Below are 21150 nucleotides of genomic sequence, written 5' to 3'. Positions count from 1 at the left end.
GTGCGCGTGGCGGGCACCGGACCGGCAGGGCGTGAGGTCCCGTCCGGGCCGGGACCTTCGGCGTCGGTGCGGCGACAGCCGGCAGTGCGCTGTCGGCGATTCCGTGCGCCGTACCCCCTTGCCGGCGACTCGCGCTCGCCGGGATCGCGGGGGAGAAGGTGGCCACCGTGCCGTCGCGGGGGATCGGGCAGCTCGCCGGGGCCGACCCGGAGGAGCTGGGCGAGCTCGCGGAACGGATCGCGGCGGCCGGTGTGCCCGACCCGAGAGCCGGGGGTCCGGCGCTGCTCGCCGGGCTGGCCGGCGGCGTGCACCGCCGAGACGGCGGCGGTAGAACTCATCCGGCTGTGATGTGTGTCGTGTCGCCGGGCACGGCTGGTTTGTGCGGCTAGACTCCCGGGCAGGTGCGCCGGGAAGTCTGGTCGGCAACGTCCGACCCGACCCCGAAAGACGGAGCATCTGTGACCTTCGAACCACGTCGGACCGCCCATGTCCTCAGCCGGGGCTCGTGGGCCGAGGCCCGGCGCATCGCGGACATCCTCCGCAAGGAGACCATCGGCGGAGCCCTGCTGCTCGCCGGTGCGCTCATCGCGCTGGTCTGGGCGAACTCGCCCTGGTCGGGCAGCTACTTCTCGATGCTCGGCTTCACCTTCGGGCCGTCGGCGCTGCACCTCGATCTGTCCGTCGCGTCGTGGGCGGCCGACGGGCTGCTGGCGATCTTCTTCTTCGTGGCCGGCCTCGAGCTCAAACGGGAGTTCGTCGCGGGTGACCTGCGTGATCCCCGCCGCGCGGCGGTTCCGGTGGCGGCCGCGTTCGGTGGTGTCATCGTCCCCGCGCTGGTCTACGTCGCCGTCAACGCCGGCGGCGCCACCAAGGGCTGGGCGATTCCGACGGCCACCGACATCGCGTTCGCGCTGGCTGTCCTCGCGGTCATCGGGCGGTACCTGCCGACGGCGTTGCGCACGTTCCTGCTGACTCTGGCGGTGGTCGACGATCTGCTGGCCATCGTGATCATCGCGGTCTTCTACACCGCTCACCTGTCGCTGCTGCCGCTGCTGGCCGCCCTGATCCCGCTCGGCCTGTTCACCCTGCTGGTGCAGCGCCGGGTCCGGTCGTGGTGGCTGCTGCTGCCGTTGGCGTTCGCCGCGTGGACCCTGGTGCACGCCTCCGGCGTGCACGCCACTGTGGCCGGGGTCCTGCTCGGTTTCGCGGTGCCCGTGCTGCGCAGCCGGCAGGCCGGCGGGCCGGAGGCCGGGCCGGGTCTCGCCGAGCACTTCGAGCACCGGTTCCGCCCGATCTCGGCCGGCTTCGCGGTGCCCGTGTTCGCGCTGATGTCGGCCGGTGTGGCGATCGGCGGGCTCAGCGGACTCGTCACGGGCCTGTCCGACCCGGTGGCCGTGGGGATCATGGCCGGCCTGGTGATCGGCAAGCCGATCGGCATCACCGCGGCCACCTGGCTGGTGGCCCGGTTCACCCGCGCCCGGATCGACGCCGGCCTGGCCTGGATCGACGTCTTCGGGCTGTCGGTGCTGGCCGGCATCGGCTTCACCGTCTCGCTGCTGATCGGCGAGCTGGCCTTCGGCGTCGGCAGCGAGCTCGACGGCCGGGTCAAGGTCGCGGTGCTGGCCGGTTCCCTGGTCGCGGCTCTGCTGGCCGCTGTCATCCTGCGGCTGAGGAACCGCACCTACCGGCGGATCTGCGAGGAGGAGAGCGCCGACCGGGACGGCGACGACATCCCGGACGTGTACCAGCGATGAGCGGGCCGCCCGTGCAGCGAGAGAGGATCGCATGCTGCTGCTGACGTTCGCCGCTGTCCTGCTGGCCGCGGTCCTGGTGTCAGCGCTGGCGAAGCGGACGATCCTGTCCACCGCGGTGCTGTTCCTGGTGGCCGGTTTTGTGCTCGGTCCGGACACGACCGGCCTGCTCGACGTGCGCGCCGACTCACCCATCGTCGGCGCGCTCGCGGAGCTGGCGCTGTTCGCGGTGCTGTTCACCGACGGTATGCGGGTCGGCTGGGCGGATCTGCGCTCCGCCTGGCGCTTGCCCGGCCGGGCGCTGGGCTGGGGTCTGCCGCTCACGCTGCTGGTGACGGCCGTGGCGGCGCACTACGTCGTCGGGCTGGGCTGGGCGGAGTCGCTGCTGATCGGCGCGATCCTCTCCCCGACGGACCCGGTGTTCGCCTCGGCGCTGGTCGGCAACGACAAGGTCCCGGCCCGGCTGCGGCACCTGTTGAACGTCGAGTCCGGCGTCAACGACGGTCTGGCGCTGCCGTTCGTCATCGTGTTCCTGGCCGTCGCGGCGGGCTCGGACGATCTGCATCTCGGTGAGCTGGCTCTGGAGGTGTCGCTCGGCCTCGTGGTCGGCGTCGTGATCCCGGGGGCGGCCATCCTGCTGGAACGCACCCGGTTCTTCTCCGCCTCGACGGCGTACGAGCCGCTCAACGGTCTCGCCATCGGACTGCTGGTGCTCGGCGTGTGCCAGGTGACGCACGCCAACCTGTTCCTCGCCGCGTTCTCGGCGGGCATCACCGTGGCCACCTTCGGACCTCGGCAGCGGGCCGCGTTCGAGCACTTCGGGGAGAACATCGCCGAGCTGTTCAAGCTGGCCGCGCTGCTGGTCTTCGGCGCGCTGATCTCGCTCGAGTTCCTGGCCGAGATCTCCTGGACGGGATGGCTCTTCGCGTTCCTGGCCATCTTCGTGGCCCGGCCGGTGGCGCTGTGGCTGTCGTTCCTGCGGTCCGGGCTGGACCTGCGGGAGCAGGCCGCGGCGATGTGGTTCGGCCCCAAGGGTTTTGCCTCCGTGGTCTACGGCCTGATCGTCCTGGAGTCGGGCATCGTGGCCGCGGACGAGATCTTCCACCTGGTGGCGTTGACCATCGTCGTGTCGATCGTCCTGCACTCGTCGACGGATGTCGTGGTGGCCCGGGCGTTCGACGAGGAGGCGGAGGTGCCGGCCTGGCACGGGGTGCTCCGTCGCCGGGTCCGAGCCGTGCGGCGCAGGTGAGCGGGGGAGCCGTACGGTAGGAGGCGGTCAGAGCCGCAACGGAGGAGACCGGTATGCACGCTGGTGACGTGGCGATCCAGATGAGCGCGGTGGGCGAGGACACCCCGGCCCGGGAGGCTGCCCGGGTGCTGGCCGCCCAGGACCTGCCGGGCTTGATCGTGCTCGACCGGCGGGGCCGTCCGCTCACCGTCCTGGCCGGCACGCAGGTCCTGCGGATGGCGTTGCCGTCGTACTGCCAGGACGATCCCGCGCTGGCCCGGGTGATCGACGAGGCGGCCGCCGACGTGATCTTCGAGGGGATCGGTGACCGGACGGTCGCTGACCTGCTGCCCAGGAACCGGCCGGAACTGCCCGCGGTCAGCGCCGATGCCACCCTGCTGGAGGTGGCCGCGGTGATGGCCCGGTCCAACGTGCCGCTGGTGGCGGTCGTGGACAAGAACCGGGTGATGACCGGGGCGATCACCTTGGACGGGCTGCTGGACCGCATGCTCGGCACCTGAGCGTCCGCCCGGGCTCAGAAGGCGAAGAACCGCAGCCACAGGTACGGCACGGCCAGCGCCACCGAGATCACGGTGACGATCAGGCCGTATCTGGTGAACCCCCAGAACGAGATGCGGTGCCCGGCGCGTTCGGCGATCCCCAGCACGACGACGTTGGCCGACGCGCCCACGGCGGTCGCGTTGCCGCCCAGGTCGGCGCCGAGAGCCAGGGCCCACCAGAGCACCTCGGCCTTGTCGTTGCCGCCGGACGCCTCGACGAGTTCCGCGACGATCGGGCTCATCGTCGCCACGTACGGGATGTTGTCCACGATCGCCGACAGCCCGGCCGATGCCCAGAGCAGCAGCAACGTGGCCGGCCAGAGCTTGTCCTCGACGGCGCTGGTCGCGGCCCGGGCCAGCGTGTCGATCACGCCCGTGGTCACCAGGCCCCCGACCATGACGAAGAGCCCGGCGAAGAAGATCAGCGTGGGCCACTCGACGTCCTTGGCCACGTCCGTCGCGTCCAGCCGCGACGCCGCGAGCAGCAGCAGTCCGCCCAGTACGGCCACCACCGACGGCTCCAGGTGCAGCACGGTGTGCAGGCTGAACGCCACCAGGACGGCCCCGAGCACGACGAGGCTGAGCACCACGAGCCGGCGGTCGCGGATCGCGTCGCGTTCCTTGAGGGCCATCACCCTGGCGACACGTTCGGCGTCGTAGCGGAACGCCTTCCGGAACATGATCCGGCACAGCAGGACCAGGACGACCAGGACCACCAGCACGAACGGCGCGAGCACGCTGAGGAAGTCGTTGAAGGCCAGCCCGGAACGGCTGGCGATGATGATGTTGGGCGGATCGCCGACCAGGGTGGCGGTGCCGCCGATGTTGGAGGCGAGCACCTCGGCGATGAGGAAAGGGATGGGCGGGACACCGAGCCGGTCGCAGACCAGCAGGGTCACCGGCGCGACGAGCAGGACTGTCGTGACGTTGTCCAGGGCCGCGGACACCACGCCGGTGACCACGATGAGGATCACCATGATGGGGAACGGCCGGCCCCGGGCCTGCTTGGCCGCCCAGATGGCGACGTACTCGAACAGTCCGGTGCGTTTCAGCACGCCGACGATCAGCATCATCCCGAGCAGCAGGAAGATGACGTTCCAGTCGATCCCGGAGTCCTCCGAGAAGAACGCGTGCTCGGCGTTCGTGGCGCCGAGCGCCAGCATGATCGAGGCGCCGCCCAGGGCCACCGCGACCCGGTTGATCCGCTCGGTGGCGATGAGCACGTAGGCGACGACGAAGACGGCGACTGCGATCCAGGCGAGCACGCCCACGTGTGATCTCCCGGGTGTTGTGGCCAGCGGTCATCGATCGCCGACCAGACTTCCCGGCACACCTTCGATCAACCTAACAGCACGCCGGTGCGGTCACCGGTCGCATGACACCCGACATGCGGTGACTCGTCTTACCCCGCTCGACAGCGAGGAGTACGGTCGACGAAGGTGCGCCGGGAAGCCTGGTCGGCAGTCGTATCGTGCTGTCGACCCGGAGGTCGCGATGAGCGCTACCGCGCTGCGTACCGACAAGCTGTCCAAGTCCTACGGGCGTCTGCGCGCCCTCGTCGATCTCGACCTCAGCGTCACGCCCGGTGAGGTCTTCGGTTTCCTCGGCCCGAACGGCGCCGGCAAGTCGACCACCATCCGGCTGCTGCTCGGCCTGGCCCGGCCGACCGGCGGCCGGGCCTGGATCTTCGACACCGATGCGGCCGACGTCGCCGCCGCCCACCGGCTGCTGGCCCACGTGCCCGCGGACGTGGCGTTGTGGCCCCAGCTGACCGGCGCGGAGATCCTGGAGCTGCTGGGCCGCACCGGGCCGGGTGTCGACGCTGGCTACCGCGACGAGCTCATCGAGCGGTTCTCCCTGGATCCCGGCCGACCGGCGCGGACGTACTCGACCGGCAACCGCCAGAAGGTCGCGTTGATCGCGGCGTTCGCCACGCGGGCGCCGCTGCTGATCCTGGACGAACCGACCAGCGGCCTGGACCCGCTGATGGAACGCGAGTTCCGTCGCGCCGTCGGGGAGGCCCGCGAGCGCGGTCAGACCGTGTTCCTCAGCTCCCACCAGCTCGCCGAGGTGGAAGCGGTGTGCGATCGGGTCGCCATCCTGCGGGCCGGGCAGCTGGTCGACGTGGCCACGGTGGCCGGCCTGCGTCGGCTGCACCGCACGGAGGTCGAGGTCGGATACACCGGTACGGCACCTGACCTGGACGCGGTGCCCGGGGTGCAGGGCCTTGAGACCGTCGGCGCGGGACGACTGCGGTTCGCCCTGACCGGGCCGCCGGCGGCGGCTCTGCGGGCCCTGGCCACGGCGGACGTGTCCAGTCTGGCGGTACGGGAGCCCACCCTCGAGGAGATCTTCCTCGCCTACTACGGCGAGGCGTCGCGATGACCGCAGTCTCACCGGCCGGCGCGAAGCGGGCGCCGGGCCGCGCGGTGACCGGCCTGGCGATGCGGCAGGTACGCCGGGGCGCCGGGCTGGTCATCGCCGTCACCGCCGGCATGTCCGCCCTGGTGGCGGCCACCTACCGCAGCACGATGGGCAGCGGCTCGCGGGTCGAGGCGCTGGCCGCGCTCGCCGGCAACCCGGCGATCCGGACGCTGTTCGGTGAGCCGGCCGCGCTGGACGACCCGGGCGGTTTCACCGTCTGGCGTACCGGCACGGTCGTCGCAGTTCTGGTCGGAACCTGGGGACTGCTCGCCGCCACTCGCGTCACTCGCGGCGAAGAGGACTCGGGCCGCTGGGACCTGCTGCTGGCGGGGCGGCTGCCGATGCGTGCGGTGGTCGGCCGGCAGCTCGTGGTCCTGGCGATCGTCATGGTGTCGACCGGCGTCGCCGTCACCGTGGCGATGGTCGCCGCCGGCACCGGCCTGACGGGCGCTGTTCTGCACGGCGCCGGCCTGGCCCTGCTGGGTCTGTTCTTCGTCGGAGCCGGCGTGGCGTGCGCTCAGATCTTCGCGAGCCGGGCCGCGGCCTCGGGCGCCGCGGTGGCACTGCTGGGGCTGGGCATGGTGCTGCGCATGGCCGGTGACGGGATCGGGGTGCTGGCCTGGCTGCGCTGGCTGAGCCCGTTCGGGTTGCTGGAGCTGACCCGTCCGTACGACACCGGCCGCTGGATGCCGCTGGTCGTGCTCGCCGCCGCCGCGGCGGCGGCTCTCGCCGGGGGATGGGCGGCTGCTACCGGCCGTGACCTGCGCGGCGGGTGGCTGTCGCCGGGGACGGGCCGGGCACCGCGGATGACTCTGCTCGGCTCGGTGCAGGGGTTCGCGGTGCGGCGCACGCTGGGTCCGGTCGCCGGCTGGGCGGCCGGGATCGGGGCCTACTTCCTGATCGTCGGCCTGGTGGCCGTGTCGCTGACCGGGTTCCTGACCGACAACCCCGAATTCGCCGACCTCGCCGCGCGGGCCGGATTCGGCGGCCTGGGCAGCGTCGAAGGGTACGCGGCGACGCTGTTCGCCCTGCTCGCCATGCCGGTCGGCGGCTTCGTCACCACCCGGATCACCACCGTGGCCACCGACGAGCGCGACCGCCGGTTCGCCCTGCTGCTGGCCGGCCCGGTGACCCGGTGGAGGGCCGGGGGTGCCGAGGTGACGGCCGCCGCCGGGGGAGCCGTGCTGCTGACGGTGGTCGCCGGCCTGGCGACGTGGGCCGGCACCGGGCTCGCCGGCGCGCATCTGCGCATCAGCGCGGCCCTGGGCGGAGCGGTCAACGTCCTTCCGGTCGCGCTGCTGAGCCTGGGCGCTGCCGTGATAGCACTCGGCGTGGTGCCGCGCGCCGCGGGGTGGATCGGGGGTGTGCCGACTGTCGGGGGCTTCCTGCTGCTGGTGACCGCCGACAGCACCGGTGCCCCGGAGTGGGTCGGTGCGCTGTCTCCGTTCGCGCACCTGGCGCCGGTGCCCGCCGAAGGTGTGTCGTGGACCGGAACGGCCGTCATGGCGATCCTGGCAGCCGTGCTCTGCGCCGCCGGGCTGGCTGCGTTCGCGCGCCGGGATGTGCGGACCTGAGGTTCCGGCACCGGCGTGACACACTGCTGCGGTTGTGGATCTGATCGAACGGCGGCTCGCGGGTGCGTGAGGTCGTCACCGGCTTCGCCGTGGTCTGGACGCTCGTCCTCGTCGGTTACCTGATCGGCCGGTCCGGGCTGCTCGGGGCGGCCGGGCTGGACACGCTGACCCGGCTCGCGTTCTTCGTCACCGCGCCGGCGCTGCTGTTCGTCACCCTGGCCACGTCCACGATCGGCCGGATCTTCACCGGGGCGCTCGCCGCGTTCGTGCTCAGCACCCTCATCGTCGCCGCGCTGTACGTCACGCTCGCCCGGTTGCTGTGGCGGCGCGGTGTCGCCGAACTGACCATCGGCGCGCTCGCTGCCGGCTACGTCAACGCGGGCAACCTGGGGATCCCGATCGCCGCCTACGTCCTGGGTGACGTGGCGTTCATCGCGCCGGTGCTGATGTTCCAGGTGCTGCTGGCCGGCCCGACGGCGCTGGCCGTGCTGGAGGTGGCGACCGGGGAACAACGGCCGTCGCTGGGCCGGCTGGCGGCGATGCCGGCCCGCAACCCGCTGATGATCGCGTCCGCGGCCGGCATCGCGGTGGCCGTGTCGGGCTGGGACGTGCCGGAACCGGTGCTGCAGCCGTTCGTGCTGCTGGGCGGGGCTGCCGTGCCGATGACACTGCTGGCGCTGGGTATGTCGCTGCGCGGGAGCCGGCCGCTGCGCCCGGGACCGGACGCGCCGGACCGACTGGCCGCGGTCGTGCTCAAGGCGCTGGTGCATCCGCTGCTGGCGTACGGGATCGGGCACTGTGCCCTGGGGCTGACCGGCCCGGCGCTGCTCGCGGCCGTGGTGACCGCCGCCCTGCCGACCGCGCAGAACATCTTCGTCTTCGCCAGCCGGTACGGCCGCGGTGAGGGTTTCGCCCGGGACACGATCGTGCTGTCCACGGCGGCCGCGGCGGTGACGCTCGTCGTGGTGGTCGCCTGGCTGGGCTGAGCTCGGTCAGCTCACTCACGGGGCGGACGGACCAGGAACGAACTGTCGGCCCGGAAGCCCGCGCTGCCGTCGAGCTGATCGACCCACAGCTCGCCGTCCACGTGACGCAGGAACCAGCCGGGGTAGTTGGCCGACTCCAGCGCCACCGAACCGGCGGCCAGGCCGGCCCGCGGGCAGAACGTGGCGTCGCCGTGGAACAACGCGGTGCCGTCGTCGAAGCCGGCCACCAGCCGCCAGGACGCGTGACGCAGGTGCATCCCGTCGGCGGTGCGCAGCGAGAAACAGCCCCGGCCGGCGAGGCCGGGGACGACCTCCAGGGTGGCCCCGGCCGGCGCGAGCACGCCCCGGCCGGCGGACAGCGCCACGAACTGCCCCTTGGCGTTGGCCGACTCCAGCGACACCTTTCCGATCTTGAGCAGCGGAGCCGGGGTCGGCGACGGGGAACCGGCGAGCACGGCGCGGGCCACCGGGGGCAGGCTCGACCAGCCGGCCATGGTGACGACCAGGCCGGCGGCCAGCGCGCCCGCGGTCAGGGCGGCGCCGACCGGATGAGCCCGCAGCGCCGCACCCCAGCGGCCGAGCGTGGAGGCCCGGGTGAACGCCTCGACCGGCACGTGCTCGCCGGCGAGCGTCGGGGGAACGGGCAGCAGGGCGAATCCGGCGAGCAGCCGCTCGGTGGGCAGCAGGCCCTCGCGGGCGGGCCCGCACGTGGAACACGAACGCAGGTGCCGCTCGATGCGCTTGCGCCAGAACGGGCTCGGCACCCCGTCCCAGCCGGCCACGACGGCACTGAGCCGGCCGCAGCCGGGCACGGCGTCGAGTGCCGCGACGATCGAGCGGGCCGTCTCGAGGTGGTCGCGCATGCGCTGCAGCCGTACGCCGGCATGCGCGATCTTGACGCCCAGCGCCACCGCCACGTCGGTCCGGGTCAGCTCACCCACCGTCTCCAGCCACCACAGCGCGAGCACCGTCCGCTCGTCGGCGGACAGCCACCGCCCGGCGTGCATCACCTGCCGCCGCTGCACCGACAGCTCCACCCGCAGCAGCGTGGCCCCTTCCGGCTCCGCGCCGGCGTCGGGCAGCCCGGCCAGCTCGTCGAGATCCGCGGTGCGGGCCGCGGCGACCCGGCCGCGGGCCAGCTGGGTGCCGATCTGGTGCACGGTGATGGCCGTCAGCCAGGGCCGGAAACTCTTGGCGGAACGCAGCGCCGGCAGCTGCCGGACCATGCGCAGCATGACCTCCTGCACGACGTCGTCGACGTCGGGATGCCCGCCGAGGGCCTGCCGGGTCAGGTTGTACACCAGCGGCAGATGGGTCCGGACGAGCTCGTCCAGGGCGCCACGATCACCCGCGCGCGCCGCGAGGACCAGCGCCGTGTCGTTCGTGCGGGACAGCCGGCTCTGCATCGCTCCCTCCCTGGCGGCGGAGTCTCAGCATCTGGCCGCGATCGCGGCAAGTCAATGTCCGCTGCGGTCGGTGACGGCTCAGGCACGCAGAAACGTCAGCACGGCCAGGACGCGCCGGTGCTCGCGATCGGCGGGAAGCAGGCCCAGCTTGGTGAAGATGGCGGTGACGTGGGCCTCGACGGTCTTGACCGCCAGGTGCAGGTCAGCCGCCACGGCGGCGTTCGACAACCCCTGGGCCATCAGCGCCAGCACGGCGCGCTCGCGGTCGGTCAGGGCCTCCAGCGGGTCCCGTTCCCGGCGGCGGGCGACCAGGCGGGCGACCAGTTCGGGGTCGATGACGGTCTCGCCCCGGGCCACCTTGCGCACGTCGGTGCCGAACGCCCCGAGGTCGGACACCCGGTCCTTGAGCAGGTAGCCGACGCCGCCGTCGAAGTCGGTCATCAGCCGGAGCGCGTGGTGCACCTCGACGTACTGCGAGAGCAGCATCAGGCCCACACCGGGCGCCAGGGCCCGGACGGCGGCGGCTGTGTCGATGCCCTCGGCGGCGTACCCGGGCGGCATCCGCAGGTCGATGACCGCGACGTCCGGCGGGTCGGCCCGGACCAGGCCGAGCAGCCCGGCGCCGTCGCCGGCCTGACCGGTCACGGTGAAACCGACGTCGGTCAGGATCCGGGCCAGACCCTCGCGGAACAGCACCGCGTCGTCGGCCAGCATCACCCGCACGGGATCACCGTCGCCAGCCGCGTGCCAACCGGCCCGCTGTCGACCGTCAGCCGGGCGCCGAGGGTGGCGAGCCGGTCCGCGAGCCCCTCCAGGCCGCTGCCCGGGACCATCGTGGCGCCACCGACGCCGTCGTCGACCACCTCGACGATGAGCCCGGCCCCGCTCAGCTCGGCCCGCACCGAGGCCAGCGCCGCGCCGGAATGCTTGGCGGTGTTGGTCAGGCCCTCGCTGACCATGAAATAGGCGGTCGCCTCCACCTCGGCCGGCAGCCGGCGGTCGACCGTCACCCCGAGCCGGACCGGCACGGCGGACCGGTCGGCCAGGAATCCCAGCGCCGCCTCCAGCCCGTCCTGGGTGAGCACGGCCGGGTGCAGGCCGCGGGCCAGATCGCGCAGCTCCGCGGTGGTCTCCAGCAGCTGGGCCCGGACCGCGGCGGCCCGCTCGGCGACGTCGGCGGACCCGGCGTCGCCGGCCAGCCGCACGACGGTGCCCAGCTCCATCGCCACGGTGACCAGCCGTTGCTGCACCCCGTCGTGCAGGTCCCGTTCGAGCCGGCGGCGGGCGGCGTCCCCGGCGGTGACCAGGCGCTGGGCCGTCGCCCGGAGCTCCAGCACCAGCCCGGCCTGCGCGGCCAGGTCGCCGACCAGCTGCCTCTCCGCCGGCGACAGCGCGTCACCCTTGTGCACGGTGATCGCGCCGCGGAAGCGCCCGTCGTGCATGACCGGCACGGCCACCGCGGCTTCGGGGGTCCGGTTGCCGCCGTGTCCGAAGGCGTCGAGGAGCCCGGTCAACGCCCGTACCCCGGGTGGCAGCGGTGCTGTGCCCGGCCAGACGGACATCGCCCGCAGCTCGTCGGGCGGGCCGGTGTAGAGGACGACCCGCTGCGCCCCGACGCCGTCGGCGACGGTCCGGCAGATGCCGTCGAGCAGACCACCGGCCGGTGCGGCCAGGTGGGCGGAGAGCCGGGCGAGCGACTCGTACGGGCCGACCCGGTGCCCGTGCACGAGCCGGTCGGCGAGCCGCTGGACCCGCCGGCGCAACGGCTCGAAGGCGACGGCCACCGCCGCCGTGGCCACCAGCGACAGGACCGTACGGTTGCCGTCGACGAGCCGGCCGACACCGGTCACCACGGCCACGTAGCCCAGCGTGACGAGGGTGGCCATCGCCCCGAACACCAGCGACTTGTTGATCACCGGGTCGATGTCGTAGAGCCGGTACTTGAGGATCGCCGCCCCGGCCGCGACGGCGACCACCGGCATCGTCAGCGTGCCGGGCACGGGGGAGTGCCACACCAGCAGGCCCAGCACCATGACCGCGGCGGAGACCGTGACGGCGTACGCGAACCAGCGCAGCTGCCGGGCCTCGTCGCCGCGCGCCTGCCGCAGCCGGACCACCACGCAGACCACCCAGGTCAGCTGGAACAGCAGGTAGCCGGCGGGCCGGGCGACCCGGTAGAAGGCGTCGGCGGCGGCGAGTCCCGGCAGGCTCAGCGGATGGCCGGCGACCAGGGCGGTACGGGCGTACTCGACCGGCCACAACGCCGACACCGCGGCGAGGACGACCCCGGCGGCGGCCAGGACGGCGGTGACGGTCCGCCACCCGCGCGACGGCAGCCGCCCAGTGGGGAAGCTCATGATGGTGACGCCGGCGATGACCAGCACGATCGGCAGCGGCCAGACGCCGAGCCAGCCGGCCCAGGACGCTCCCGGTAGTGGCCCGGGATGCAGCCCGTACTGCCGTCCCGCGAACATGACGGCGTGGGCCGCGCCGGTCGCGACGAACAGCCGGCCCTCCCGGTTGCCGGGGCGCCGGAGCACCACGAACAGCCCGACGGCGGTGAACGACGCCGCGATGAGCCCGTTGTGCAGATTGCCGACGTGGACACCGAGGCCGAAACCACCGGCGACGAGCACGGCCACGACGGCACCGACCGCCGAGCTGAGCGTCGCGGTACGGGTCACCGCCTCATCGTGCCAGCGCGGAGCCCCGCCGTGATCAGGGCTGACCCTGTGACTTCGCAGGGCCTGCCCGGATGCCCCGGCCCGCCGCCCGGACGACGGTGGGGGGTGTCCCGCCGCGCCGAGCTCGAAGGAGCCGCCATGAGGTCCCTGCCCGGAACACCGATCGACCGCCTGCTCACGGCGATGCTGCTCATCGGACCGGTGCTCTATCTGGTGGCGGACGCGCTGTATGCGACCCGCGGCTGGGACGACCCGGCCGCCGGGGTCGTGCACGTGCTGGGGGCGGCCGGGTACGCGTTCGTGCTGCTGCGCCTGGTGACCTGGAGCGACGGGATGCCGGCGGCGGTCCTGCTGGTCGTGGGGGTGCTCGGGGTGGCCGGCAACGTCGCCTACGGGTTCGACACGATCCACGTGTCGCTGGGCGACACCGATCTGGTCGACGCGACGGGAGCGGCGGCCGGGTTGATCAAGCCGCTCGGTCTGTGCTTTCCGCTGACGCTGCTGGTGGCGGCCTTCGCGCTGCGCCGGAGGCAGCCGGGGTGGGTCGTGGCGGTGCTGGCCGTGGCGGGTGTCGCGTGGCCGGTCGCCCACATCGCGAACGTCGGCTGGCTGGCGGTCCTGGTCAACGCCGTGCTGGTGGCGACCTTCGGCGCGATCGCCCTGGCGGCCGGCCGCCGGACCCCGGTCACCGACCACCCCCTCACTCAACCAGCCTGACCCTTCCCGCCCGGCCTGGCACGTACGGGGCGGGGAGCGCGGCGGGCCGGCAGCTCGAGGGGGAGCATGCCGGCCCGCTGTCTCACTTCACGTCGACGTAGTCGGCGGAGCTCGACGACGTCCACGACGTGGCGTCGCCGGCGAAGTTGTACCGGTACGAGCCGTCGGCTCCCGCCTTCACCGTCGTCTTGAGCTTGCCGCTCGCGTCCGCGGTGACGGTCTTGACCGTCGTCCACGTGGTGGCGTTGGCCTTGCGCCACTGCAGGTTCACCTTCTGCGCCGGGTACGCCCGGAACGTCCACCCGGCGTAGTAGTCCATCCGGGTGAGCGCTCCCGTCACGGTGATCGTGCGGCCCTTGGTCACCGGCTCCGGGGTGGCGTCCGCCGTCACGCGGGTCGTCCGCTTGATCGTCAGGCTGCCCGCTTTCTTGCGGTCGACGAAGCCCGTGCCGTCCTCGGCCGTGGCCCACACCTGTGCGTTCCAGACGCCGGCCAGCCCGTTGATGCCCAGCGAGTACCGCACGTCGTAGAGGTACGCCAGGGCCGTGCAGTCGGCGGTGGTCGCATTCACCGGGATGCACTCGGTGCTCGTCGGCTGCAGTCCGTCCGGCGCGTTGTAGCTGCCGTGCCAGAAGTAGACGCCGGCTTTCCCGATGCCCGACGGGTCGGTCGCGGTGAAGGTCGAGACGATCTCGATCGGACCCGCGTCCGGGTCGGGCAGCAGCGCCCGGCCCCCGTTGATCTTCAGGTTCGAGATCGTGGTGGTGCCCGCGGACTCGTCGCCCGCGGTGGCCGGCCCGGCCACCGCCCGCAGAATGGTGCGGCGCAGCACCCCGCCGTCCGCGTTGCCCGCGGTCACCCGCAGCGATGCGAACGCGGCCGTGGCCGGCAGCTCCGGTGTCACCTCGACGGCGCCGTCACCGGACGCGGTGAGCGGCAGCTCGCTCCAGGTGGTGCCGTCGTCGAGCGACCACTCGACCTTGTCGACGGTGCTCTCCGCCGAGCTCTCCCGGGTCGACGGCCTGATGGTCAGCGGTACCGGCCCGGCCGTGGCCCGGTTGCGCTGGTCGAGCCCGGCGGCGGACAGGTCGAGGTCGATCAGCGCGAGCGGGGTGGGAACCGGGCTCCACGCCGACGTGAAGGTCCACTCGCTGCGGACCTTCGTGGACAGTTGCGACCACGGCACCCGCCGCGTCATCGTGTGGTCCAGCCGGTACGTCTGCTCGGCCTGCGGCACGGTCACGGTCATGCTCGCCGTCTCGGCGGTCTTCAGCACCTCGCCGCCGCTACTCAGCGTCAGCGAGTCGGCGCCCGAGCTGTCGGCGCCCTGGTTGCCCGCAGTGTCACCGAGGGTCATGTTCTCGGTGATCGACAGCCGGCTGCCCTCGCGCCGGGAGTCGTCGTTCCCCGGCCGGCGGGTCGGGGCGAGCGGGCCGGCCCCCACCGTGGCGCCGGATGTGGTGCCCGCCGACAGCGTGCGGTAGCCCAGGTTGAGCGACTGGCCGGAGCCGTAGTCGACCAGGCGGCCCAGGTTGACCCCCGGCGTCACGTACTCGGTGATGCTCGCCGGGAGCCGCATCGACGTCGGCACGTACGGGCCGGTCCACTCGCCGGTCATCGGGACCGTCGCGTACGAACCGTCGGTGTTGGTGCCCTGGGCCCGGATCGTGAGGCTCGTCTTGGCCAGCGACGCCGTGCGGACGGTGCTGATCGGTGACGCGGGGAACGGGTGCGGCCAGTAGCGGACCAGGTCGTACCGGTAGGGACTGGGCTTGAGCGCGGTGGAGCCGGCCTTGGTCAGCACGTCGTGCACCCGCAGCGTCGTGCCGGGCGGGGACGACGGCGTGACGTAGTTGCGGGTCTTCGGCCCGCCGGCGAAACCGATGAGGTCACCGTTGGGCAGCGAGATCCACACCGCGCTGGACTCCGACTGCGCGGTGGTGTCGTCGACGGAGAAGCCCACCCGCTTGGCCGACTTCTCCTCGAGCCGGACGGTCTGTGCCGCCTTCGTGACCGTGAAGGATCTGGTCAGCAGGTAGCTGTCGACGTTGTAGATGCCGTACATCATCGCGACGAAGTAGTTGCCCGGCGGCAGGTCGGCCGTCGCGCTCAGCGAGTTCTGCGGGTTGGTCACCGGCATCCAGGTCCAGGTGTCGCGGTTCCACAGGCTGATGAATTTGTTCCAGGCGGTCCAGTTCGGCGAGTCCACCGTCAGGGTGGTCCTGTAGGTGCCGGCGGCCGCGGCGGCCCGGGCCGAGTGCGGCGGGGCGCCGGTCCTGGCCTGGGCGGCCGGGAGGACGCTGCCGCCGAGCTGCTGAGCCCGCACGGTGCCGCCGGTGGAGACGAAGCCGTACGGCGCCTGGACGTCACCGGAGCCGGGCCGGAACTGGAACGCCGAGCGGCCCTTCGCGCCGGGCACCATCGTGAGCCGGTCGGGCTCCGCCGCGGGTGCCTGGGCCGTCGCCGGCCGGGCCGGTGGCTCCTCGCCGGCCTGCGAGACCGCCGGGATGACCAGCAGCGAGCCGCCGAGCAGGGCCACCGCGGAGATGCCGTAATTGCGCAGCCTCGACCGAGACCACCGTGCCATGTTGAGGTCCTTCCACCGACACGACCGCGTCCGGCGCGGCCGAGGGAGGCACACCATACGGTGTGATCATGAGCCGCCGCGACCCCGCTTCCGGGGCCTGTGGACAACCCGTGCGGAGCGGGCTCAGCCGTCTCCCGCGACGGCCCGGGCGATCAGCTCCGCCCGCTGCTCCGGCGGCCCGGGCGGCACGTCGACGAGCTCGAAACCGTGCTCACGGTAGGCCTGCTCGTGGAAACGCTCGAACCGTACCGAATCCGCATAGCTGATCCGGCGGGCCGCCGTGGGAGTGATGAAACCGAGCAGCCGGACGAAGAACACCCGCGGCCGGTAGATGCCCTCGGCGAGGACCCGGGCGACCTCGGCCGCCAGCGACGGCGGCACCGGCCGCTCGCTGTAGCGGGCCAGTGCGACTGTGCACAGCGGCGACCGGTCGAAGAACTGGACCGTGGTGCCGGCGGGCGGCGGGAGCTCCTGGCGCTCGTACTGGAGCTGGGCCACCGCGGCGATGAAGCCGTCCCGGCGCCACGGCTCGGCCTCGCCCCGGGACTGTTCGCGGGCGATGACATCGGTGGCCGCCTCGTCGACCACGGCGTACCCGCGCCGGCGCAACATCGGAAGGAGGGTCGACTTGCCGGCCCCCGGCGCGCCGGTGATCACGTACCGCCGGAGGCTGGAGGACGACGGCATGGACCGGACGTTACAACACCGTCAATAGCGGAAGCGCGACACCAGGTCCTGCAGCTGCCGGGACATCACGGCCAGCTCGGCCGCGGCCTGGCTGGTCTCGTCGATGGTGTCGGTGGTGCGCCGGGTGGCGTCCGAGACCCCGGCGATGGTCGCCGCGATGTTCCCGGCGCCGTCGGCCGCCTCCGAGAGGGTCCGGTTCATCTCCTGGGTGGTGGCCGTCTGCTCCTCGACGGCGGACGCGATCGTCACCTGGATGCCGTTGATCTGCTCGATGATCGCACTGATCTCGCCGATCGCCGCCACCGCGCCGGAGGTGTCCGACTGGATCGTCTCCACCCGGCGCACGATGTCCTCAGTGGCCTTGGCCGTCTCCTGGGCCAGGTCCTTGACCTCGCTCGCGACCACCGCGAAGCCCTTGCCGGCGTCGCCCGCGCGGGCGGCCTCGATCGTCGCGTTCAGCGCCAGCAAGTTCGTCTGCTCGGCGATCGCGGTGATGACCTTGACGACGGTGGCGATCTCGGTGGACGACTCGCCCAGGCGCGCGACGGTGGCGTTGGTGGCGGCGGCGACCGCCACGGCCTTGGCCGCCACGCCGGTCGCCTCCGAGGTCGACGCGCTGATCTCCCGGATCGAGGCCCCCACCTCGTGCGAGCCGGTGGAGACGATCTGCAGGTTGTTTGAGACCACATCCGCCGCCGACGCGACCGAGCCGGCCTGCACGGACGCCTCGGTGGCGGCCGAGCCGACCGCGCCCGAGACCGCGGTCAGCTGCTCGGCGGAATTCTGCAGGGTGGTGGCGTTGCCGGCCAGCTGGACGATGTCCTGCCGCAGCCGGCCGATGCCGCGGTCCAGCAGGGCGGCCATCCGGCCGACCTCGTCGCGCTCCCGCACGTCACAGGTACGGGTCAGGTCACCGTCGGCCAGCCCTTCCGCGGCGTGCGAGACACCGGCGACTGCGCGGCGGACCCGGTTGGCCACCCGCATCCCGAGGTACAGGCTGATCACCACGCCCACCACGAGCAGGATCACGACCGTGCGTACCGCGTCGCTCTGGCGCTGTTCGGCCGCCGCGATCTGCGTGGACACCCGGTCGGAGACGTACTTCTCCACCTGGGCCTGGTCCGACAGCAGTGCGTCGTGCAGCTCGGTGAACTTGGCCAGCCCGGCGGCCTGCTCGGCCGGCGTGGAGACGGTGGCGACACCGGTGATGAAGGTCTTGAACGTGTCCCAGTCGGTCTGCATGCGGGTGATCACCGCCCGGCCGGACGTGTCGCTGAGGTTGGCCGCCAGCACCTGCAGCCCGGAGTCGATGGCCTGCTGCTGCTCGGCCATCCCCTTGCCGATCTCGGCCGCGATCGCCGGGTAGGCCTTCATCGCGCTGGTCGACCCGACGAAGCTCTCCAGGTTCTGTCCCACGGCCGAGGACGCCTTCAGCACCGTGAGGTTGTCGCGCTGCGCGGCGATCGACGTGTCGCTCATCTGGTAGAGCGTCTGCAGCGAGATCGCCGCGATCATCACGCCCATGGCCGTCGCGACCAGCACGGCCGCCCCGATCTTGGTCCGCAGCGAACGATTGTCGAACGCCGAGCCCCACCCGCCGCCACGCGCCACGTCCACTCCTCGGTCGGTTGCCGCACTGTCCGTCACCTTCAGCTTCGGCCAACCTCCCCCGGGCCGTGAGGCTTATCGCCGATTCGCCCGGGTGCCGGGACCGGGGTGGGTAATCTCGTCGAGTCCCGGACCGGTACGCGGGCGAGCGGTAATGTCGCTCTCGTCGTTCGGCGGTTCCGGTGCCGCCGTCGTGGGCCGGGAAGTCGCGGGCCGGGAAGTCGAGGCAGCGGTGCCCCGGATGCTGACGAAGAGTCCGATGCCGCTGCGGTCGTACCTCGGCGCGCTGCTGGCGTTGTTCGTGCTGGCCGCCACCGTCGCCCTGGGCTTCGGGTGGGAGAGCGCCGAACGCGACAGCCTGTCCGCCGCCCGGGCCGACGCCGAGTTCGGTGCGGGCAAGGCCGCCGAGCAGCTCGGGCGCAGCCTGGCCGGCGTCCGCTCGAGCGTCGACGCGGTCGCCACCAGCCCGGGCGCCGCCTCCGTGTTCGACGAGCCCGACGACTGCCGGCTCTCGTTCTCGCTGGGCGGGCCCCAGGACGGTCACCTCGACGTGGTGCGCGGCGACGGCTCGGTGGTGTGCTCGTCGCAACCGCCGGGGGAGGACGAGGCGGTCGCGTACCAGGGTGCCTCGTGGGTCGCCGACGCCTCCCGTACGCCCGGCACCGTCGGTCCGGTGACCGACGACCGCACCGGCCGGCCGGCGGTCCTGCTGACCGCGCCGATGGCCGGACGCGGCATGGTGGTCGCCTTCGTCGACCTGATCGGGCTGGCCGCCGCGGCCGGCGGCACCTTCGGCGGGGCCCGCGGCCTGGAGTTCCTGCTCACCTCCGGAGACGGCACCACGATCGTCACCCGGTGGCCCGACGCCGGCCGGTGGGCCGGCACCGCCGTGCGGGCCGGTCGCTTCACCGGCGGATCCGGCGCCGGCACCGACGTGGCCGGCCTGCGCCGGGTGTACGGGTCCAGCACCGTCCCCGGCCTCGGCTGGCAGGTGTACGCGGGCGCCGACCGGTCCGCCGCCCTGGCCGCCGCGCACCGGCTCGCCCGCCGCCAGGCCGGGATCACCGCCGTGGGGCTGCTCGCCGGCCTGCTGGCGACGCTGCTGGTGTACCGCCGGATCACCAGGCCCATCGGCCGGCTGCGCACCGCCGTCCGGGCCGCCGCGACCAGTGGTCACCTGGAGCCGGCGGTCACTGTCACCGGCCCACGAGAGGTCAGTGATCTCGGCGCGGAGTTCGCCGGCCTGCTCGCCGCGGTCGACCGGGAACTGGGGGAGCGGCGCCGGGCCGAGGAGCTGGCCCGTGAGCACGAACGCAACTACCGGCAGCTGTTCGACGCCAACCCCTATCCGATCTACCTGTTCGACGTCGAGACGCTGGCCGTGGTGGCGGTGAACGACGCCGCCGTGCACTACTTCGGCCTGGACCGGGAAGCCCTGCTCAGCGCCGTGGTCACCGACCTCTGCCCGGCTGATGACGCGGCCGCCGTACGGAAGGAACTGGCCGCGGCCGCGCCGGTCGAACGCTGCCGGGCCCGCCGGCACCGCAAGCACGACGGCCGGGTGACCGAGGTCGAGGTGACCTCGCACCTGACCACCTTCGCCGGGCGCACCGTGCGGTGCGCCGTCGTCGACGACGTCACCGAGCGGCACCACCTGCGCCGGCGCCTGCGCCAGTCGGAACGGCTGGAGAGCCTCGGGCAGCTGGCCGGCGGCATCGCGCACGACTTCAACAACCTGCTGGGGATCATCAACGGCTACGCGGGCATGTCCGCCGCCGACGTCGAGGAGCTGGCGGCCCGTGACCCCACGTGGGCGCGGCTGCACGACGACCTCCTGCAGATCGTCGCGGCGGGTGACCGGGCCGCCGGCCTCACCCGTCAGCTGCTGGCCTTCGCCCGGGCCGACACGGTCGCAGAGCTGACCGCGCTGGACCTCAACGATGTGGTGGCGGACGTGGAGAAGCTGCTGCGCCGCACCCTCGGCGAGGACATCACTCTGATCACCCGGCTCACCGAGGAGTCCGCGCCGGTCCTGGCCGACGTCGGCCGGCTGGAACAGGTGCTGGTCAACGTGGCCGTCAACGCCCGCGACGCGATGCCCAACGGCGGCACGCTGACCATCGACACCGACGCCGTCACGGTCGACGAGCACTACGCGGCGCAGCACCCGGGCGTGCGCACCGGGCGGTACATGCGGCTGGCGGTCAGCGACACCGGCACCGGCATGGACCAGGAGACGCGGGAACGGGCCTTCGAACCGTTCTTCACCACCAAACCGAAGGGCCAGGGCACCGGGCTCGGCCTGGCCACCATCTACGGCATCATCGCCCAGGCCGGCGGGCACGCCCAGCTCTACTCGGAGCTGGGCCACGGCACGACCATCGCCGCCCTGCTCCCGGTCACCGAACTGCACGCGGGCCCGGCGGCCGGCCCGTCGGCGCGGGTACGCCCGGGTGCCGGCGAGACGATCCTGCTGGTCGAGGACGACGAGGGGTTGCGCGCCCTGACCGAACGCGTCCTGGACCGCAACGGGTACCGGGTCCGGTCGGCGCGCACCGCCGCCGAGGCGCTGACGCTGGCCGCGACGGCCGACGTCCTGGACCTGCTGCTGACCGATGTGGTGCTGCCCGACATGCACGGGCCGGACATGGTCACCGCCGTGCACCGGGACCTGCCGGGACTGCGGGTGGTGTACATGTCGGGCTACGCGGAGAGCATCCTGGCGGCGCGCGGCACCCTGCCGACCGGGGCGGTCCTGCTGCAGAAGCCGGTCAGCGCCCAGCATCTGCTGACGGTCGTCGCCCGCGAGCTGAGGACCGGCCGGGCCACGCCGTCCGCGGTCGTTGACGGGCGTTAGGCGTACGAGTCGGCGCGGACAGCCCCGCGGCGGAACGGGGTCCAAGCGCTTTTGTGGGGTTCCCACAAAAGCCGGGCTCCG

At 72.9% G+C, this 21150-nt stretch carries 16 protein-coding genes; 9 read left to right on the top strand and 7 right to left on the bottom strand.

What is annotated here, in order from left to right; translation table 11 throughout:
• Nucleotides 1-167 precede the first annotated feature (167 nt).
• The 4 genes from AB0C12_RS28230 (at nt 168) to AB0C12_RS28215 (ending at nt 3500) form a co-directional block, all read left to right on the top strand.
• Nucleotides 168-389: a hypothetical protein gene (locus tag AB0C12_RS28230; RefSeq protein WP_360552840.1), complete on the top strand. Its 222-nt coding sequence runs from the start codon at nt 168-170 to the stop codon at nt 387-389.
• A gap of 69 nt (nt 390-458) precedes the next feature.
• Nucleotides 459-1754, top strand: coding sequence for a Na+/H+ antiporter NhaA (nhaA, locus tag AB0C12_RS28225; protein ID WP_360552839.1), 1296 nt, complete (start codon nt 459-461; stop codon nt 1752-1754).
• Between the two features lie 31 nt (nt 1755-1785).
• A complete protein-coding gene (locus AB0C12_RS28220; RefSeq protein WP_360552838.1) occupies nt 1786-3000 on the top strand; it encodes a cation:proton antiporter in 1215 nt (404 codons plus the stop codon).
• Between the two features lie 53 nt (nt 3001-3053).
• Entirely contained in the window at nt 3054-3500 is a 447-nt protein-coding gene (locus AB0C12_RS28215; RefSeq protein ID WP_360552837.1) for a CBS domain-containing protein, read from the top strand.
• A 14-nt stretch (nt 3501-3514) separates the two neighbouring features.
• Here AB0C12_RS28215 and AB0C12_RS28210 read toward each other — a convergent pair whose 3' ends face one another.
• Nucleotides 3515-4810 carry an ArsB/NhaD family transporter gene (locus AB0C12_RS28210; protein ID WP_360552836.1) on the bottom strand — a complete coding sequence of 432 codons (1296 nt, stop codon included), beginning with the start codon at nt 4808-4810 and terminating at the stop codon, nt 3515-3517.
• Between the two features lie 223 nt (nt 4811-5033).
• Between AB0C12_RS28210 and AB0C12_RS28205 the strand changes: the two genes are divergently transcribed.
• The 3 genes from AB0C12_RS28205 (at nt 5034) to AB0C12_RS28195 (ending at nt 8523) form a co-directional block, all read left to right on the top strand.
• Complete coding sequence (locus AB0C12_RS28205) at nt 5034-5924, top strand: ABC transporter ATP-binding protein (protein WP_360552835.1); 891 nt, start codon at nt 5034-5036, stop codon at nt 5922-5924.
• Nucleotides 5921-7537 (top strand): hypothetical protein, encoded by a 1617-nt coding sequence (locus AB0C12_RS28200; RefSeq protein WP_360552834.1) that lies wholly within the window; start codon nt 5921-5923, stop codon nt 7535-7537. Before AB0C12_RS28205 ends, AB0C12_RS28200 begins: the two co-directional genes overlap by 4 nt.
• Nucleotides 7538-7599: 62 nt before the next feature.
• On the top strand, nt 7600-8523 hold the full coding sequence (locus AB0C12_RS28195; RefSeq protein ID WP_360552833.1) for an AEC family transporter: 924 nt from the start codon (nt 7600-7602) through the stop codon (nt 8521-8523).
• An 11-nt stretch (nt 8524-8534) separates the two neighbouring features.
• Here the strand turns inward: AB0C12_RS28195 and AB0C12_RS28190 are convergent, their stop codons facing one another.
• The 3 genes from AB0C12_RS28190 to AB0C12_RS28180 all read right to left on the bottom strand — a co-directional run bounded on the left by AB0C12_RS28190 (nt 8535) and on the right by AB0C12_RS28180 (nt 12613).
• Complete coding sequence (locus AB0C12_RS28190; RefSeq protein WP_360552832.1) at nt 8535-9929, bottom strand: sigma-70 family RNA polymerase sigma factor; 1395 nt, start codon at nt 9927-9929, stop codon at nt 8535-8537.
• 78 nt (nt 9930-10007) lie between these two features.
• Nucleotides 10008-10652, bottom strand: coding sequence for a response regulator transcription factor (locus AB0C12_RS28185; protein WP_360552831.1), 645 nt, complete (start codon nt 10650-10652; stop codon nt 10008-10010).
• Entirely contained in the window at nt 10643-12613 is a 1971-nt protein-coding gene (locus tag AB0C12_RS28180; RefSeq protein WP_360552830.1) for a histidine kinase, read from the bottom strand. The genes AB0C12_RS28185 and AB0C12_RS28180 overlap by 10 nt, the downstream gene beginning before the upstream one ends.
• A gap of 138 nt (nt 12614-12751) precedes the next feature.
• Here AB0C12_RS28180 and AB0C12_RS28175 point away from each other — a divergent pair, with 138 nt between their 5' ends.
• Nucleotides 12752-13330 carry a hypothetical protein gene (locus AB0C12_RS28175; RefSeq protein WP_360552829.1) on the top strand — a complete coding sequence of 193 codons (579 nt, stop codon included), beginning with the start codon at nt 12752-12754 and terminating at the stop codon, nt 13328-13330.
• Nucleotides 13331-13412: 82 nt separating this feature from the next.
• Here AB0C12_RS28175 and AB0C12_RS28170 read toward each other — a convergent pair whose 3' ends face one another.
• From AB0C12_RS28170 to AB0C12_RS28160, 3 genes are all read right to left on the bottom strand, one after another.
• A complete protein-coding gene (locus AB0C12_RS28170) occupies nt 13413-15917 on the bottom strand; it encodes a hypothetical protein (protein ID WP_360552828.1) in 2505 nt (834 codons plus the stop codon).
• A gap of 123 nt (nt 15918-16040) precedes the next feature.
• On the bottom strand, nt 16041-16604 hold the full coding sequence (locus AB0C12_RS28165; RefSeq protein WP_360552827.1) for an AAA family ATPase: 564 nt from the start codon (nt 16602-16604) through the stop codon (nt 16041-16043).
• Nucleotides 16605-16625: 21 nt separating this feature from the next.
• Entirely contained in the window at nt 16626-18215 is a 1590-nt protein-coding gene (locus AB0C12_RS28160; protein ID WP_360552826.1) for a methyl-accepting chemotaxis protein, read from the bottom strand.
• Between the two features lie 238 nt (nt 18216-18453).
• Between AB0C12_RS28160 and AB0C12_RS28155 the strand changes: the two genes are divergently transcribed.
• A complete protein-coding gene (locus tag AB0C12_RS28155) occupies nt 18454-21069 on the top strand; it encodes an ATP-binding protein (protein ID WP_360552825.1) in 2616 nt (871 codons plus the stop codon).
• The last annotated feature ends 81 nt before the right edge of the window (nt 21070-21150 follow it).

This window comes from Actinoplanes sp. NPDC048967, assembly GCF_040649415.1.
Classification (GTDB): Bacteria; Actinomycetota; Actinomycetes; order Mycobacteriales; family Micromonosporaceae; genus Actinoplanes.
This window is presented reverse-complemented; position numbering and strand designations above follow the sequence as displayed.